We start from the raw sequence: 17,002 nt of genomic DNA on the forward strand, positions 1-17,002 counted from the left end.
TCCTTGCCTCGTACCTGGTCAGCCGGCCGCGGAACCGTTCTCGTCGAGGATCTTCCGGTACCAGTCGCGGAGCTTGTCCCCGCCCTTGCTCTTCCAGTCGGAGACGGCCTGCTGCATGTCGGCGATCTTCTTGCGGCCGCGGACGATGTCGTCCTCAAGCTGCTCGAAGTCGTTGGAGAGGTTGGTGTAGCGGGCCGGCTCGGTGATCTGCATGCCGTAGAACGAGGGCTTCCTGGTGACGGCGCCCATGCGCTGCTGCCACTCGACCTGCCCCTTGGCCACCTCGGGGAAGTCGGGGTGGGCGATGGTCGCGGCGGGGCTCGCCACCATCACGTAGGCGTTCATCACGTCGATGTTGCCCTGGTCCGTCTTGGTGGGCACGCCGTCCTTGACGGTGTAGTGGGTGCCTTCCACGCCGTAGTTGGTGGCCATGTACTCCTTGGTCCCGTACGGCGCGGCGGTGACGTTGGCGACGGCCAGCACGTCACGGATCACGGCCTCGGACGCCTTCTTGTTGACGAAGGCGAAGATGCTCGCCGGGTTCTGCGCCCACAGGGTCGGGGCGCCGCCGTCGTGACCGAAGAGATCCATGCCCCAGATCCGGAACTCCGGGTTCTGCGTGGCCTGTTCGGCGGTGCGGCTCCACCACTGCGACATGTCCTGGTTGTAGATCAGGAACTCACCGGCGGCGAACTTGGGGCCGGGGTCGGCGGCGTTGGACTTGCCGAGCTTGGCGTCGGGGTGGACGACGCCCGCGGCGAACAGCTTGCGCGTCCACTCCAGGGCCTCGAGGTACTCCTCGGTCTCGATGCGGTAGATCAGCTTGCCGTCGGCCTCGTTCCAGCCGAGCGACTTCTCGTTGCCGGAGAGCACACCGAAGGCGTTGAAGGCGGTCCACTTCATGTCCAGGCAGGCCCAGCGCTTGGCCTTGGCGTTGGTGGCGTCCTTGGCCAGCGCCATGAACTCGTCGCACGAGCGGGGGACTTCGTAGCCCTCCTTCTCGAAGACGTCCTGGCGGTAGAACGGGACGATGCCGGTGACGTACGAGGACGGCATGGGCAGGCCGCGCAGCTTGCCGCCGAAGAGGGACCGCTGCCAGGCGTCAGTGGGGATCGCGGCGAGGTTCGGGTACTCCTTGACCGCGTCGCCGGAGAGGTAGGGGCCCAGGTCGGCGAACTTGCCGATGATGGCGCTCGGGATCTTGCCGGTCATGTTCCAGCCGGGCACGACCACCACGTCGGGCACCTCGCTGGAGGCGAGGACGGCGCCGAGTTTCTGGTCGTAGGTGTTTCCGTCCTGGTTCTGCCAGACCACGTCGACGCCGATGAGGTCGTTCATCGACGTGTAGTAGGCGTTGTCCTCCTTGGGCGGGGACCCCCAGAACGGCGACATGACGGTGACCTCGCCGCCCTTGCCGAACTTCTTCGGCACCGAGGTCTTCAGGCCCGCCAGGTCGAGCTTGCCGGTGAAGCCGACCGCGGAACCGTTCTTGCTGGGGATGTCGGGGGTGACCACGTTGCTCGCCACGTACGCCGGGAGGATCTTCTTGGCGTCCTTCTTCGACGTGGTGCCGTCGCGCGAGCCTCCGTCGGATCCGCCGCAGGCGGAGAGCAGCGGCACTCCTCCCGCCACCGCTGCGGTGGCGATCGCGGTGGAGGCGAGGAAACTTCTCCGGCTGGGACCGGAGGCGGCGTTCGGCGTCATGTGCGTCAACCCTTCGTGCCTTCGTGGCGCACCGGGACACCCGACGGTGGCCGTCGGGCTCGGTGTCTTGAGAGAACTGGGAACAGTTCGCGTCGAAGCGCTTCGATGTTGCAGCGAGGTTAAGTTAACCCCTCGGGGGGCACAAGAGCCGTCCCAAGATTCCTGACCGGCACTGCTCGCACGGGACTTGGCCGAACTCCTCTTCTCCACGTTGCAAGGCCGCGCGGGCTCGGCCGCGATCCGTCGCGGTGTCTTGACACCCACCCGGGGCTGCACAGAGCATCGAAGCGCTTCGACGTCCTACCCGCTCCATCGCAAGGGGACCTCCACGTGACCGCATCCACGCCGCCGTTCCGTGATCCGCACCTGCCGTTCGCGAAGCGCGTCGACGATCTGATGTCGCGGCTCACGCTCGACGAGAAGACCGCCTTCCTGCACCAGTTCGCGCCCGCGGTCGAACGTCTCGGCATCGCCGCCTTCCGCACCGGCCAGGAGGCGCTGCACGGCGTCGCCTGGATGGGGCCGGCGACCGTGTTCCCGCAGGCCGTGGGGCTGGGCGCCACCTGGAACGAGGACCTGGTGCGCCGGATCGGCGAGGCGGTGTCCAAGGAGGCCCGGGTGATGCGCGCACGGGACGGACGCGTCGGCCTCAACGTCTGGTCCCCCACCGTGAACCTGCTGCGCCAGCCCCTGTGGGGCCGCAACGAGGAGGGCTACTCGGAGGACCCGAAGCTGACGTCCGCCATCGCCACCGCCTACACCCGGGGACTGCGCGGCGACCACCCGGCGTACTGGCGCACCGCACCCGTCCTCAAGCACTGGCTCGCGCACAACAACGAGACCGCCCGGGACACCTCCTCGTCCTCCGTCCGGCCGCGCGTCCTGAACGAGTACGACCTGCGGGCCTTCCGCGAAACGGTCGAGGCGGGCGCGGTGGCCGGGGTGATGCCGGCCTACAACCTGGTCAACGGCCGCCCCAACCACCTCTCCCCCCACCTCGGCCGGCACCTGCGCACCTGGACGGAGGAGGACCTCCTGGTCTGCTCGGACGCGGGCGCACCCTCCAACCTGGTCGACTCGGAGCACTACTTCGACACCCACGAGGAGGCGACCGCCGCCGCGCTGCGGGCCGGGGTGGACAGCTTCACCGACCACGGCACGGACTCCTCGACGATCGTCGCGCGGGTCCGGGGCGCGCTGGAGCAGGGCCTGCTGACGGAGGCGGACGTGGACGCGGCCGTGCGGCGGCAGTTGTCGGTCCGTTTCCGGCTCGGCGAGTTCGACGCCGAGCACGACCCGTACGCCGTGACGGGGGACACCGAGGGGGACCTCGACTCGCCGGAACACCGGGCGCTCGCCCAAGAGGCGGCCGAGCAGGCGGTGGTGCTGCTCAAGAACGACGTCGTCCTGCCCCTGGCACCCGACGCCCGCGTCGCCGTCGTCGGACTGCTCGCGGACGAGTGCAAGCTCGACTGGTACAGCGGCACGCTCATCCGCCGCTCGACCCCGCTCGAGGGCCTGTACGAGCGGTTCGGCGCCGACCGCGTGAGCTTCGCGGAGGGCGTGGACCGGGTCGTGCTGCGCACGGCCGACGGCAGGTTCCTGCACGTCCCGCCGTCGGACGACGCCCCCGCCGAGGCGCGTGGCACGGAGGGCGCCCTCGACCCGGCCCTGCTCGCCGGCCGCACCGACCTGCCGCCCCTGACCACCGACGCCACCGGCACCGAACTGGCACTCGCCGACTGGGGCGAGGGCGTGCTCACCCTGCGCGCGCCCGACGGACGCTACCTGTCCGTCGCCGAGGACGGCTTCGTCCGCGCCTCCGCCGACCAGCCCGGCGGCTGGGTCGTGCAGGAGACCTTCCGGCTGGAACCGCACGAGAACGGTCACCTCCTGAGGCACACGGGAACGGGGCGTCCCGTCCAGGTCGCCGCCGACGGGGTGAAGGTTGCCGCCGACGACGCGGATGCCGAGGTCTTCGAGCTGACGGTCGCCGAGCGCGGCGAGGACGCGGTGGCGCGGGCGGCGGCCGGGGCGGACGTGGTCGTGGTGGTCGCGGGCAACGACCCGCACATCAACGGCCGCGAGACCGAGGACCGTACGACGCTGCGCCTCCCCGGCCACCAGGAGCGGCTGCTGCGCGCGGCCCGCGCCGCCAACCCGGCGACGGTGCTCGCGCTGGTGTCCGCCTACCCGTACGCGGTCGACGCCGGGACGCTCCCGGCGGTGCTGTGGACGGCGCACGGCGGCCAGGCGGCCGGCACCGCGCTGGCCCGGGTCCTCGCCGGGGACGTCTCCCCGGCGGGCCGGCTCCCGCAGACCTGGTACGCGGCCGACGCCGACCTGCCCGGTCTGCTCGACTACGACGTGATCGGCGGCCGCCAGACCTACCTGTACTTCGAGGGGACGCCGCTGTTCCCCTTCGGGCACGGCCTGTCCTACGCGTCCTTCGGGTACGCGGACCTGACGGCGGAGATCGAGGACGGGACAGTGTCGGTGTCCTTCACGGTCACCAACACGGGTGAGGTGACCGCCGACGAGGTGGCCCAGCTCTACGTCCGCGCGGCCGAGCCGTCGGTGCCGCGCCCGCGCCGCGAACTGCTGGCCCACCGCCGGTTCGCCTTGGCCCCGGGCGCGTCGACCCGGGTGTCCTTCGAGGTCCCGCTGTCCGCCCTGGCGTTCTGGGACGTGGCGCACGGCCGGTGGCGGGTGGAGCCGGGCCCGTACGACCTGCTGGTGGGCGCCTCCAGCGAGGACGTGCGCCTGTCCGCGACCGTCGCCGTCGACGGCGAGCCCGCCGCACCGCGCCCGGTCCGTGAACGCGGTCTGGAGGCGGCCGACTTCGACGAGCAGAGCGGCGCGGAGATCGTCGACCGGACGAAGGTGACGGGCGACGCGGTGACGCCGGCGGCCGGAGGAACAGCCGAACTGCTCTACCGCGCCTGCGACTTCGGCACCGGCGTGACGCGGGTGACCGTGGCGGTCGCGGGCGGCGGCACGGTCGAGGCGGCCCTGGACGGGGGCCCGTGGACGGCGGCACCGTCCCCGGCCGCGCCGACCGCGGGGCCGTACGACTACGTGGAGCTGGCCGGCTCCCTCACCGCCGAGGGCGTCCACGACCTCCGCATCAGGCTGCGCGGCACACTGCGGCTCGCGCACGTCGGCTTCTCCGGTTGAGGGTCCGGGGAGGTCCGGCACGGGGACGGGGTCCGGTACCGGTGGCCAAGAGCTACCGGTACCGGACCCCCGACTCGCGACCCGCTCTGACCAGGCCCAGTTCGTAGGCGACGATCACCGCCTGGGCCCGGTCACGCAGTTCCAGCTTGGCGAAGAGCCGGTTGATGTGGGTCTTCACGGTGTGGTCGGTGATGGTGAGCCGCTCCGCGATCTCCGTGTTGGACAGGCCCCGCGCGATCAGGGTCAGCACCTCCGTCTCCCGGGCCGTGAGGTCACCGGCCGCGGGGACGGGCAGCCGTGAGCCGCGCGCGTGCACGAACTCGGCGATCAGCCGCTTGGTGATCTCGGGCGACAGCAGGGCGTTGCCGCTCGCCACCACACGTACCGCGTGCAGCAGTTCGGGGAAGGTGGCGTCCTTGAGCAGGAAGCCGCCCGCTCCGGCCGCGAGCGCGTCGTACACGTACTCGTCGAGCCCGAAGGTGGTCAGCATCAGGACCTTGGTCGCGCCCCCGGACGCGGCCAGGATCTCACGGGCCGCCTCGATGCCGTTCTTGTGCGGCATCCGGATGTCGAGGAGCGCGAGGTCGGGACGGGTCTCACGGGCCGCCAGCACCGCCCGCACCCCGTCCTCCGCCTCGGCGACGACCTCGATGTCCTCCTGCGTGCCGAGGAGGTTGACGAACCCGGTGCGGACGACCGCCTGGTCGTCGGCGACCAGTGCCCTGATCACGCGCGGCTCCCTTGCTCGTCCCCCACGGTTCGCCCGCTCCCCCACGGCAGCTCCGCCTCCACCAGGAAGCCGCCGTCCGGAACCGCCCCCGCGCTGAGCCGGCCGCCGACCAGGGCGGCCCGCTCCCGCATTCCGGTCAGGCCGTGCCCTGTGCCGCCGGCGGAACGCGAGCCGGACCCGGTGCCCGGACCGTCGTCGCGGACGCGCAGGGTGAGCAGCCGGTCGGCGCCGTAGTCGACCTCGACCACGGCAAGGGCGCCGGGGGCGTGCTTGCGCGCGTTGGTCAGCGCCTCCTGCGCGATCCGGTAGGCGGACAGTTCCCACGCGGCGGGCAGCGACACCCGCTCGCCGGTGATCCGCAACTCGGCCGTGCCTCCCACCGCCCGGTGCTGCTCGACCAGTTCGGCGAGATGATCGAGCGTGGGCTGCGGTGCGTTGAGGATGGCGGGGCCGGTGTCGCCCTGGGGCGTGCGCAGGACGCCGAGCAGGCGGCGCAGTTCGGCCATCGAGGAGCGGGCGGTGCCGGCGATCTGCTGGAATCCCTCACGGGCCTCCGGCGTGAGTCCGGGCGTGGTGTACGTGGCGCTCTCGGCCTGTACGGCGATCATCGACACCGAGTGGGAGACGATGTCGTGCAGTTCGCGGGCGATCGCGGCGCGTTCCGCCTCGGCTGCCTGCTGCCGCTCCATGGTGATCAACTTGGCTTGCGCCAGGCTCCGTTCGGTGCGCGTCTCCTCCCGGGAGCGGACCGCGTCACCCATCATCACCGCCCCGAAGACGACCACGGTCAGCAGGAACGACTCGGCGAACAGGCTGAGCGATCCCTTCTCCCACAGCGCGGGCACCGGCAGGTCCATCCGCGACCAGGTGTTGATGTGCACCAGGTTGACGCACACCGCGCCGAGCGCGCCGCCCGCGACGGTGAGGGCCGGGTGCAGCACCCGGTTGCGGCCCAGCGAGTAGCAGCCGGTCAGCCCGCTCACCATGATCGATACATACAGGTTGACGTCCCCGGCGAAGGCGATCAGCCCCGCCGCGACGGTGAGCATCGCGACGGGCGGGAAGGAGCGCCGCCACATCAGCGAGGCCGCGGACACCAGCACCCCGACCGTGGTCGTGACGCCGCCCGGAACGGCGATCAGCTCCACGACCGCGCCCACCGTCACGGCACCGCCGGTGATCCAGGGGTAGGCGGGCGCCGCGATCCGGTCGCGCAGCCGCTGTTGGGGCGAGGTCCTCATTCCTCCATGATCCCGGCCGGGGCAAGGGCGCGCGTCACCGCTCGGGTGGAGTCCGGGACCGGATGTCGTACCACGGGTTGAGTTCCGGCTGCGGAGCCTCGGTTGACGCCCTCGGACCTGCGGCTTCCTAGCGTCGACGGACATGAGGAAGACCTTTGGGGAACGGGTCGCCGGGTACGCCGGGCGGCACGTCGAACGGTATGCGTGGGGCGGGTGCGCGGTGGCGGCGACGGTCTTCGCGCTGGTCTCGGGCCCGGTGCCGCACCGGATGTGGGGATGGTCGGCCGGGGCGGGGTACGCGCTCGCGGCGTTCCTGTCCTCGGGGTCCGCTCCGCGCCGGGCGGCTCGCGCGGTCGCGGTCGCGGGGGCCGTCGTGGTCCCGCTCGTCGTCCTGGTGGCGGCGGGGCTCGGGCAGTCGGAGGTCTCCGTGGTCGAGCGGTCGGGGCGGCTGCTGGTCGCCGGCGGAAGCCCGTACGTCACGGCCCCCTCGGCCGTGGCCGACTTCAATCCCTATCTGCCGGGGATGGCGCTCTTCGGCGTCCTGCCGGGAGATCCCCGCTGGTGGCTGGGCGGCACGTTCGTCGCATCCCTCGCCGCGGCCCGGCCGGGCCGCGTCGGACCGCTGCTCGCCTGCCCCCTGGTCGCGCTGCCCCTCGCGGTGGGCGGCGTCGACCTGCCGGCGGCCGGCCTGATGTGCCTCGGCCTCGCACTGGCCGGGCGGGGGCGTCCGGGTGGGGCCGGTCTCGCGCTCGGGGCCGCCGCCGCCCTCAAGTGGACCGCCTGGCCCGCGCTGCCGGTGGCCCTGGCCCTGATCGCCGTACGGCAGGGCGGCCGTTCCGCGTCGCGGTGCGCGGGCGTGGGCCTGGGCACGGGGGCGGCGGTGGTCCTGCCCTTCGCGCTCACCGATCCCGCCGGCTTCTTCCGCAACGTCGTCGCCTTCCCCTTCGGGCTCACGGCCACCGCCTCGCCCGCCGGCAGTCCGCTGCCCGGTCACCTGCTCGCGGCACACGTCCCCGGCGGCACGGTGATCGCTCTCGCGCTCCTCACGGCCGGCGCACTGCTGATCGGTGTCTCGCTCGTGGTGCGCCCTCCGCGGACACCGCGGGCGGCGGCCGAACGGCTCGCGCTCGGCCTGGGCCTGGCGACGGCCCTGATGCCGGCGACGCGCTTCGGCTACCTGGTCTACCCGCTGGTCCTGGCCGCACTGGCGCACCGTCCGCCGCACCGCGGCCCCGAGGCCACCGACCGTTCCCCCGAGAGGATCCCCGTATGACGAGCGCCGCCCGCACGCTGATCGTCACCAACGACTTCCCGCCCCGGCAGGGCGGGATCGAGACCTTCGTCCGGGAACTGGCCGACCGCTTCCCGCCCGACGGGGTGGTCGTCCTCACCGGCTCTCCCACCCCCGCGGCCCAGCCCGGGGAGCCCGTCCCGTACCCGGTGGTCCGGCACGCGGCCCGCACCCTCCTGCCGACGCCCCGCGCGACCGCCCACGCCGCGGCGGTGGCGCGCCGGTTCGGCTGCGACCGGGTGTGGTTCGGCGCGGCGGCGCCCCTCGCGCTGATGGCGGGACGGCTGCGCCGCACGGCGGGGATCCGCACCGCCGTCGCCACCACCCACGGCCACGAGGTGGGATGGGCCCGCACCCCGGGCGCCCGGGGCCTGTTGCGGCGCGTCGGCACCGAGGTGGACACGCTGACCTGGCTGGGCGACAGCACCCGGGGCCCGATCGAGGCGGCCCTCGCCCCGGGCGCCCGGACCGCCCGCCTGGTCCCCGGGGTGGACACCGGGGCCTTCCACCCGGCCGTCGACGGCGCCCCGGTCAGGACGAGGTGGGGTCTGGGCCACCGCCCCGTGATCCTGTGCGCGGCCAGACTGGTCCCGCGCAAGGGCCAGGACGCTCTGATCAGGGCGCTGCCCTGGGTACGCAGGGCGGTCCCGGACGCCGTACTGCTCCTGGTCGGCGACGGTCCCCACGGCTCCGAGCTACGGCAACTGGCCCTGCGGGAGGGCGTTCCGGACGCGGTCTTCTTCGCCGGCGGCCATCCCCACCACGCGCTGCCGTCCTTCTACGCCGCGGCCGACGTCTTCGCGATGCCCTGCCGCACCCGCAGGGCCGGTCTGGAGGTGGAGGGCCTGGGCATCGTGTACCTCGAGGCCGCCGCGTCCGGACTGCCGGTCGTCGCGGGCGACTCGGGCGGCGCCCCGGACACGGTGCGCGAGGGCGAGACGGGGTACGTCGTCGACGGCCGTTCGGTCGCGGCGACGGCGGACCGGCTGATCAGGCTCCTGCGTGATCCCCGGCTCGCCCGCGCCATGGGCGACAACGGCCGCCGCTGGGTGCGGACCGCGTGGTCGTGGGACCACTCGTACGCGACGCTGCGGGACCTGCTGGCGGGGCGGACGGCGGGCTGCCGCACCGTGGGGCAGCCCGCCGCGGGGTGAGACCGGGTGTCAGAGCGCGAGACCGGTGAGGACCAGCACCCGCTCGTAGGTGTAGTCGTCCATCGCGTACCGCACGCCCTCGCGGCCCACGCCGGACTGCTTGGCGCCGCCGTACGGCATCTGGTCGGCGCGGTAGGAGGGGACGTCGCCGATGACGACGCCGCCGACCTCGAGGGCGCGGTGGGCGCGGAAGGCGGCCTGGAGGTCGTGGGTGAACACGCCTGCCTGGAGGCCGTACTTGGAGTCGTTGACGGCGGCGAACGCCTCGGCCTCGCCGGTCACCTTCTGCACGCTCAGCACGGGGCCGAAGACCTCCTCGTGGGCGAGGGTGGTGTCGGCGGGCAGGTCGGTGAGGACGGTCGGGGCGTAGGAGGCACCGTCGCGCTTGCCGCCGGTGAGGAGCTTCGCGCCCGCGGTGACGGCCTCCTCGACCCAGGACTCCACGCGCTCCGCGGCGGCCTCGCTGACCAGCGGGCCGACGTCCGTGGCGTCGTCGTTCGGGTCACCCGTGACCTGGGCCTCGACGGCGGCGACGATGCGGGGCAGCAGGCGGTCGTAGACGGCGGCGTCGGCGATCACGCGCTGCACGGAGATGCAGGACTGGCCGCCCTGGTAGTTGGAGAAGGTCGCGATGCGCGCCGCGGCGCGGTCCAGGTCCTCGTCGCTCGCCCAGTCGGCGAGGACGACGGCCGCGCCGTTGCCGCCCAGTTCGAGGGTGCAGTGCTTGCGGGGGACCGAGTCCATGATCGCGTAGCCGACGGTCTCCGAGCCGGTGAAGGAGATGACCGGGAGGCGCTCGTCCTGGACGAGGGCGGGCATGCGGTCGTTGGGGACGGGGAGGATGCTCCAGGAGCCCGCGGGCAGGTCGGTCTCGGCGAGGAGTTCGCCGAGGATCAGGCCGGAGAGGGGGGTGGCGGGGGCAGGCTTGAGGATGAGGGGGGCGCCGGCGGCGATCGCGGGGGCGATCTTGTGGGCGCAGAGGTTGAGCGGGAAGTTGAACGGCGCGATGCCGAGGACGACGCCCTTCGGGAAGCGGCGGGTGAGGGCGAGGCGGCCCTGGCCGCCGGCGTCGGTGTCGAGGCGCTGGGCCTCCCCGCCGTTGAAGCGGCGGGCCTCCTCGGCGGCGAAGCGGAAGACGGAGACGGCGCGGCCGACCTCGCCGCGGGCCCACTTGACGGGCTTGCCGTTCTCGGCGGAGATCAGGCGGGCGATCTCCTCGGTGCGCTCGGCCAGGCGGCGGCTGACGTGGTCGAGGGCGGCGGCGCGGGTGTGGGCGGGGGCCGCGGCGAACTCGTCCCGTACGGCGTACGCGGCGGCCACGGCCTCCTCGACCTGGGCGTCGGTGGGGAGGCTCACCGTGCCGACGGTGGTGCCGTCCCAGGGGGACGTGACGTCGAAGTCGGACTCGCCGGTGGCCTGGCGGCCGGCGAGCCAGAAGGCGTGGGTGGAAGTCATGTCGGGTCCCGGCCCTTCCGCGTTGGGGGTGGTGGTGTGTGCGCCGTGCGGGGTCCACGGTAGGGCGGGGCGGGGTGGTTGCCGTTTGTCCGGGGTGTAGTGGTGGGTGCGGGGTGTTCGACGTGGTGGCCAGGTGGGGGCGTCAGTCCGAGGCCGTTGCCTTCAGGGCCAGCCAGAGCTCCATGCGGACGTCCGGGTCGTCCAGGGAGCGGCCGAGGATCTCCTCCACGCGGCGCATGCGGTAGCGCAGGGTGTGGCGGTGCACGCCGAGGTCGGCGGCGGCCGCGTCCCACTGGCCGTGGCGGGAGAGCCAGGCGCGCAGGGAGGCCACCAGGTCGCCCCGGCCGGTGGCGTCGTGGTCGCGCAGCGCCCGCAGGAGGCCGTCGGCGAAGGCGCGGACCGCGTCGTCGGCGAGGAGCGGCAGGACGGAGCCGGCCGCGAGGTGTTCGTGCTCCACGCAGACCCGGCCGCGTCGGCGGGCCACCGACAGGGCCTGTTCGGCCTGCTTGTAGGCGGCGGACGCGGCGATCGGCCCGGACGGTGCCGAGAGGCCGACGACCAGGCTCTCGTCGTCGCCGCCCGAGAGGGACTCGGACGCCGGGCGGGCGGCCTCGAGTGCCGACGCGTACTCGACGCAGGCGGCGACGGCCGCGCCCCCGTCGGTGGCCAGCACCACCAGGCGTTCGCCCTCGGGCACGGCCAGCACCGCCTCGCCGGAGCGGGCCGCCGCGGACTCCACGATCTCCGTGAGGGTGCCCAGGGGGTCGCCGCCGGTGTCGCCGCCCGTGTCACCGGCGGCCTGGGCGGTGCCGGAGGCCCTCGACCTCGCCGCGGCCGACTCGGCGACGACGATCCGGAACGGCGCGTCCAGCAAACCGCCGTACAGGCTCCCGGCGACCGTGCGCGCGTGGTCGGGCTCGCCGGCCAGCAGCATGCGCAGTACGGCCGCGTCGATGCGGAGCCCCGCCTCGTGCAGGGAGCGGGAGCGTTCCGTGGTGAGGGTCAGCAGGGCGATGGCGGAGTGGACGGCGTACCGCTCGGCTGTGCCGAGGGCGGCGGCCGTGCCGACGGCGAGCGCGGAGCGGGGGCGGCGGGAGGTGCCCAGGGAGTGCAGTTCGACGCGGTCGGCGTTCTCGGGGTGCTCGGAGTTCCCGGTCCCGCCGACCACCGACGAGGCCGGCGCGGGGCGCTCGCGCAGCCGCTGCACGTCCGCGGTGAGCCGCGCCGCCCTGCGGCCCGCCCACTCCGGCGCGGTGGCGACGACGGCGCCCGAGGCGTCGTACAGCGCCGCCCAGCCGTCGACCTGGGCGGCGAGCGCGGCCAGCAGGCCCTCCGGGCCGTCGGCCAGGGTCCGCCGGGTCAGCTCGCGCTGGGCGGCGAACCCGGCGGTGACCGCGCGGTACTGGTCGGCGGCGATGGCGGCGGAGACGGCCTTGCTGATGGCGAGGAAGGGGGTGCGGCGCGGCACCTCCAGGAGCGGGAGTCCTTCCTCCCGGGCCGCTTCCACCAGAGCCGGGGGGATGTCGTCGTAGTTGACCCCGACGGCGAACCCGAGGCCCACCACGCCCGCGCCGGCCAGCCGCTTCACGTACCGGCGCATCACCTCGGGGTCCGCGGCGTCGAGCTTGAGGGCGGTGATCAGCAGCAGCTCCCCGCCCTCCATGTAGGGCACGGGGTCGGCGAGTTCGCTGACGTGGGCCCAGCGCACCGGCACGTCGAGGCGGTCCTCGCCGGCGCGCACGGTCAGCTTGAGCGCCGAGTGGTGGACGAGCGAGGCGAGCGTCGGGGGCATGGGTGCCTTGGCCTTCGGGTCTGCGTCAGGGGCGCGAGGCTGGTCGCGGGGGCGGGTCTGGTCGCGAGGTCGGGTGTGGAGCCTCTGTGATCCTTTGGCCGCCGCGTATGAACGGCCTGTGTCGATTCTGCCTCACTGTACGGTCCCCGGGCGCCCACCCGGGGCCATGCACCTCACCCGCGCAGATCCACCAGCAGCGGCGGCGCGTACTCCCCCTCGACGCTGGTCAGCGACAGCACGGCGTGCCCGGCCGGCACGGCGTGCGCCAGCTCGGAGGCCGACCAGCGTTCCCGCTCGACCTGCCGGACGGTCACCGCGTCCGTGGTCACCGCCTTGCCCGTCACCAGCTTGCGCACAGCGTGGAAGAAACGGGTCATCGGCTGGTCGGCGAAGACCGTGTGCTTGGCGACCTCCGTCGTCTCCACCCACTCGGTTCCCCAGGCCTGCGCGAACCGGCCGCCGTCCCAGGTGGAGACGCCACAGAAGGCCATGCGGCAGCCCACGGCACCGTACAGCGGACCGTGCAGCGCCTCCGGGACGTCGCCGACGGTCCGCAGGGCGAGCAGCACGCCCGCGTTCTGCGAGCGCAGTCGCTGGATGCGGCGCACCGACTCCGGGGTGACCGCGCCCGTCGCGTCGTCCAGGACCAGGCAGGCGAAGTGCTCGCGCCGGCCCTGCCTGACGACGGCGTGGAACTGCGCGAGGACCAGCCGGGTGATCACCCGGGAGGCCTCGTCGTGTCCTCGCTCGGGGACGTCGATCCGGACCCGCAGCGGGTGGTGGGCGACCGCGCGCAGGGAGAACGGGCGGGCCGTTCCGCGGCCGCCGAAGAAGTCGGCGAACGCCGGCCGGTTCAGCAGGGCCAGCCGGTCGGCCAGGGCGCGGCCCGCGTCGCCCGGCGCGCCGGTCTGCCGGACACGCGCGTCGAGCTCGCGGCGCATGACGTCGTTCCCGCTCGCCGCGAGCGCCTCCGCCAGCCGGGTCAGCGCCGTCTCCTCGCCCGCCAGCAGCGCGTGCAGCTCCGGCAGGGACGGGAACCGTCCGTGGACCGCCCGGAACGGGCCGAGGAGCTGCGCCAGCGCGGTGACGGCGCCCTGCGCTCCGACCGTGTCGAGGTCGCCCACCAGGGCTTCGGCGAGGATCGCGGCCGCGTCGTCCGGGTCGTCGGACTCGGCGTAGGGGTCCAGGTCGTGCACCGAGGCGGGGTCGCCGATCCGGACGATCACGTCGAAGGCGTCGTCCTCGCACACCGGGGTCCCGGGGGCGGACACGGCCACGACGGCGCACGTCCCGGTGAGCGCCTGCAGCGCGAGTGCCTCGGTCACCGGCTCGACGAGGGCGCGGGTCTTGCCGGACCCGGGGGGCCCGACCGCCAGCAGCGAGGTGCCGAGCACCTCCGGGCCGAGTGCCGCCCCGGCGTCCCGGTACGGCAGCGGGGTCTGCTGGGCGTCCGTCCAGCGGCCGATCCGCACCTGTCCGGCCAGCAGGTCGTGGCGGGCGGTCCGGCGCAGCAGGTCCCGGGCACCGGACGGGTGGGTCCAGGCCGCGCCGCCCAGGCGCAGCACGGTGTCACGGAACGTGTCCAGCGTGGCGCCGCGCCGAGCGGCGGAGAAGGCGTTCTCGACGCGGGCGCAGTCGACGTCGTTCACACCGCCGCGGGCGACCTCGCCGGTGAGCAGGTCGGCGGCCTCGTGCTGGCCGAGGTCGCGCAGGGCGGGCCACTGGGAGCGGGGGCGTGCGGCCGGGACGCCGGGGGCGGGGGCGGCCCGGCGGGCGGCGAGCAGTGTCCGCGCGTACGGCAGCCAGCCGCCGAGGCGGGCGAACGGCCACACCACGAGCAGGGTGACGACCGCGTACAGCGTGTCGGTGTACAGGCGGGACGCCATCAGGCCGTAACCGTCGGAGACCAGCACGGTGAGGGAGAGCAGCGGGTCGACGACCGGGACGGCGGACCACCCGACGACAGGGAAGGCGCTGGGGAAGACGAAACTGAGGGCGATGAGGGCGAGAAGGGCGGCGAACAGGGCGCGGGTGGGCTGAGGCCTGAGAGTCACGTAGTGCCTGACGATGGCGCGCCAACTGCCGAGTACGGCCACCACTGCAACGAGCGCGGCGAAGATGAGACCCCCGTAGACCACCCGGGCGTGCTCCCCCGGCGAGATCGTCCACCCCTCGACCTGCTCCTTGGCGTCCGCGACCGTGCCGCCCCACCACCAGTCGTCGGGCGTGAGCAGGCGGAGGGGGGCCACGGGGTAGCTGGTGACCCCCTGCTGCCACAACGACCACGCCAGCATCCCGAGGAGGAGGGGGACCAGCATGCCGACGACCGTCACCGGAGCGATCCGTTGCGAAGTCTTCCTGGGCGGCCGGTAGCCGAACCGCCAGATCCCTACGCGGGCGGGCGGCCTCTCCTCGTCCAGCCAGGCGGCGACGGCGGACACGGGCCGGGGGGCCTGCTCGGGCACGGGGGGCGCGTCGGGCGCCCTCGCCGGTCGTGGCGGCACCGCGGGTGCCTCCGCGGGTACCCGAGGCTGCCCGGCGAACGCCCCGGGCGGCCCCGGTGGCGTCTCGGGCGGCCCCGCCGGGCGCGGCACCGGATTCGCGTGCGTGCCCCGTGCGTCCCGCGTCCCGTCGCCGTCCATCGCCCTTGCCCCCTGACCTGCCGCTCCGTCCACCATCAGCGAGCCAATCTAACGCCCTCCCAAGGGGAGTTCACCGCTTACGCGGCCGGGCCCGCGTGGACGTGTCCATATGTCGCCGTTCCTGCCACCTGTCCATGTCGGACAACCGGCCGTACGGACAACGCCCACATGGAGCATGCCCACCCCACACGGCCGGTCCTAGCCTGCGAGAAAAGAAGGCACGTGTTCGTCCGCAAGATCCCCAGGAGCCCCCATGACCGCACTTCCGCAGGAGCGCCGCGTCGTCACCGCCATCCCCGGCCCGAAGTCGCAGGAGCTTCAGGCCCGCCGTACGGCCGTGGTGGCGCAGGGTGTGGGCTCCACGCTGCCCGTCTTCGTCGCCCGCGCCGGCGGCGGTGTCATCGAGGACGTCGACGGCAACCGCCTGATCGACTTCGGTTCCGGCATCGCGGTGACCTCCGTCGGCGCCTCCGCCGAGGCCGTGGTGCGCAAGGCGTCCGCGCAGCTCGCCGACTTCACCCACACCTGTTTCATGGTCACGCCGTACGAGGGCTACGTCGCCGTCGCCGAGGCGCTGGCCGAGCTGACGCCGGGCGACCACGCCAAGAAGTCGGCGCTGTTCAACAGCGGTGCCGAGGCCGTCGAGAACGCCGTCAAGATCGCCCGTGCGTACACCAGGCGGCAGGCCGTGGTGGTCTTCGACCACGGGTACCACGGCCGGACCAACCTGACGATGGCGCTGACGGCGAAGAACATGCCGTACAAGCACGGCTTCGGCCCGTTCGCGCCCGAGGTGTACCGCGTGCCGGTCGCCTACGGCTACCGCTGGCCGACGGGCGCCGAGAACGCCGGTCCGGAGGCCGCCGCCCAGGCGATCGACCAGATCACCAAGCAGGTCGGCGCGGAGAACGTGGCCGCGATCATCATCGAGCCGGTGCTCGGCGAGGGCGGCTTCATCGAGCCGGCCAAGGGCTTCCTGCCGGCGATCCGCGAGTTCGCCTCGGACAACGGCATCGTCTTCGTCGCGGACGAGATCCAGTCCGGCTTCTGCCGCACCGGCCAGTGGTTCGCCTGCGAGGACGAGGGCATCGTCCCGGACCTGATCACGACGGCGAAGGGCATCGCGGGCGGTCTGCCGCTGTCCGCCGTCACCGGCCGCGCCGAGATCATGGACGCCGCGCACTCCGGCGGCCTCGGCGGCACCTACGGCGGCAACCCGGTGGCGTGTGCGGGCGCGCTCGGGGCCATCGAGACGATGAAGGAGCTGGACCTCAACGCCCGGGCGAAGCACATCGAGGCGGTCATGAAGTCCCGCCTGTCCGCCATGGCCGAGAAGTTCGACGTCGTCGGCGACGTCCGGGGCCGCGGCGCGATGATCGCCATCGAGCTGGTCAAGGACCGCGGCACCAAGGAGCCGAACCCGGCGGCGACCGCCGCGCTGGCCAAGGCCTGCCACGCCGAGGGCCTGCTGGTCCTGACCTGTGGCACCTACGGCAACGTGCTGCGCTTCCTGCCCCCGCTGGTGATCGGGGACGACCTGCTGAACGAGGGCCTCGACATCATCGAGCAGGCCTTCGCCGGCCTCTGAGCGAGCACGTGCGCGAGCGTCCGAACGCGCATCTGAGCTGCGTTTCGCACGCCTGGCGCAACGACCGGCAGAGCGTGTGAAGAACGTGTGCGAGGTGGATGGCAGGACGCCGATGGCCCTGTCGTGAGCGCACCCCCTGCCGTAGGTTCTACGCAGATGAGAGATACACCCGCCCACAGGGGACTGTGGGCGGGTCATCAGGACGGGGCTTCCCCGGCTTCGACCTGG

The 17,002-nt window shown here is 73.5% G+C and carries 10 protein-coding genes; 4 read left to right on the forward strand and 6 right to left on the reverse strand.

All coding sequences use genetic code 11. The features are described 5' to 3' along the window. Positions 1-18: 18 nt before the first annotated feature. Complete coding sequence (locus OHA99_RS09875; RefSeq protein WP_405695398.1) at positions 19-1,704, reverse strand: extracellular solute-binding protein; 1,686 nt, start codon at positions 1,702-1,704, stop codon at positions 19-21. Positions 1,705-2,034: 330 nt separating this feature from the next. On the opposite strand from OHA99_RS09875, the gene OHA99_RS09880 reads away from it, so the two are divergent. Next, positions 2,035-4,881: a glycoside hydrolase family 3 C-terminal domain-containing protein gene (locus OHA99_RS09880; RefSeq protein ID WP_405695400.1), complete on the forward strand. Its 2,847-nt coding sequence runs from the start codon at positions 2,035-2,037 to the stop codon at positions 4,879-4,881. A 52-nt stretch (positions 4,882-4,933) separates the two neighbouring features. Here the strand turns inward: OHA99_RS09880 and OHA99_RS09885 are convergent, their stop codons facing one another. Both OHA99_RS09885 and OHA99_RS09890 read right to left on the reverse strand, forming a co-directional pair. Further along, complete coding sequence (locus OHA99_RS09885; RefSeq protein WP_164383054.1) at positions 4,934-5,611, reverse strand: response regulator transcription factor; 678 nt, start codon at positions 5,609-5,611, stop codon at positions 4,934-4,936. After that, positions 5,608-6,852, reverse strand: a complete 1,245-nt coding sequence (locus OHA99_RS09890) for a sensor histidine kinase (protein WP_405695402.1) — start codon at positions 6,850-6,852, stop codon at positions 5,608-5,610. Before OHA99_RS09890 ends, OHA99_RS09885 begins: the two co-directional genes overlap by 4 nt. A 142-nt stretch (positions 6,853-6,994) precedes the next feature. On the opposite strand from OHA99_RS09890, the gene OHA99_RS09895 reads away from it, so the two are divergent. Next, positions 6,995-8,125: a glycosyltransferase 87 family protein gene (locus OHA99_RS09895; protein WP_405695404.1), complete on the forward strand. Its 1,131-nt coding sequence runs from the start codon at positions 6,995-6,997 to the stop codon at positions 8,123-8,125. Next, complete coding sequence (locus tag OHA99_RS09900) at positions 8,122-9,297, forward strand: glycosyltransferase family 4 protein (RefSeq protein ID WP_405695406.1); 1,176 nt, start codon at positions 8,122-8,124, stop codon at positions 9,295-9,297. The genes OHA99_RS09895 and OHA99_RS09900 overlap by 4 nt, the downstream gene beginning before the upstream one ends. 9 nt (positions 9,298-9,306) lie before the next feature. Here OHA99_RS09900 and OHA99_RS09905 read toward each other — a convergent pair whose 3' ends face one another. From OHA99_RS09905 to OHA99_RS09915, 3 genes are all read right to left on the reverse strand, one after another. Then, positions 9,307-10,752, reverse strand: coding sequence for an aldehyde dehydrogenase family protein (locus OHA99_RS09905; RefSeq protein WP_381500664.1), 1,446 nt, complete (start codon positions 10,750-10,752; stop codon positions 9,307-9,309). A 142-nt stretch (positions 10,753-10,894) separates the two neighbouring features. After that, on the reverse strand, positions 10,895-12,544 hold the full coding sequence (locus OHA99_RS09910; RefSeq protein WP_405695409.1) for a PucR family transcriptional regulator: 1,650 nt from the start codon (positions 12,542-12,544) through the stop codon (positions 10,895-10,897). A 173-nt stretch (positions 12,545-12,717) separates the two neighbouring features. Next, entirely contained in the window at positions 12,718-15,186 is a 2,469-nt protein-coding gene (locus tag OHA99_RS09915) for an ATP/GTP-binding protein (protein WP_405695411.1), read from the reverse strand. A 253-nt stretch (positions 15,187-15,439) separates the two neighbouring features. Between OHA99_RS09915 and gabT the strand changes: the two genes are divergently transcribed. Further along, positions 15,440-16,774: a 4-aminobutyrate--2-oxoglutarate transaminase gene (gene gabT, locus OHA99_RS09920; protein WP_405695413.1), complete on the forward strand. Its 1,335-nt coding sequence runs from the start codon at positions 15,440-15,442 to the stop codon at positions 16,772-16,774. Positions 16,775-17,002 lie beyond the last annotated feature (228 nt).

The organism is Streptomyces coelicoflavus, assembly GCF_045041415.1.
GTDB lineage: Bacteria > Actinomycetota > Actinomycetes > Streptomycetales > Streptomycetaceae > Streptomyces > Streptomyces coelicoflavus.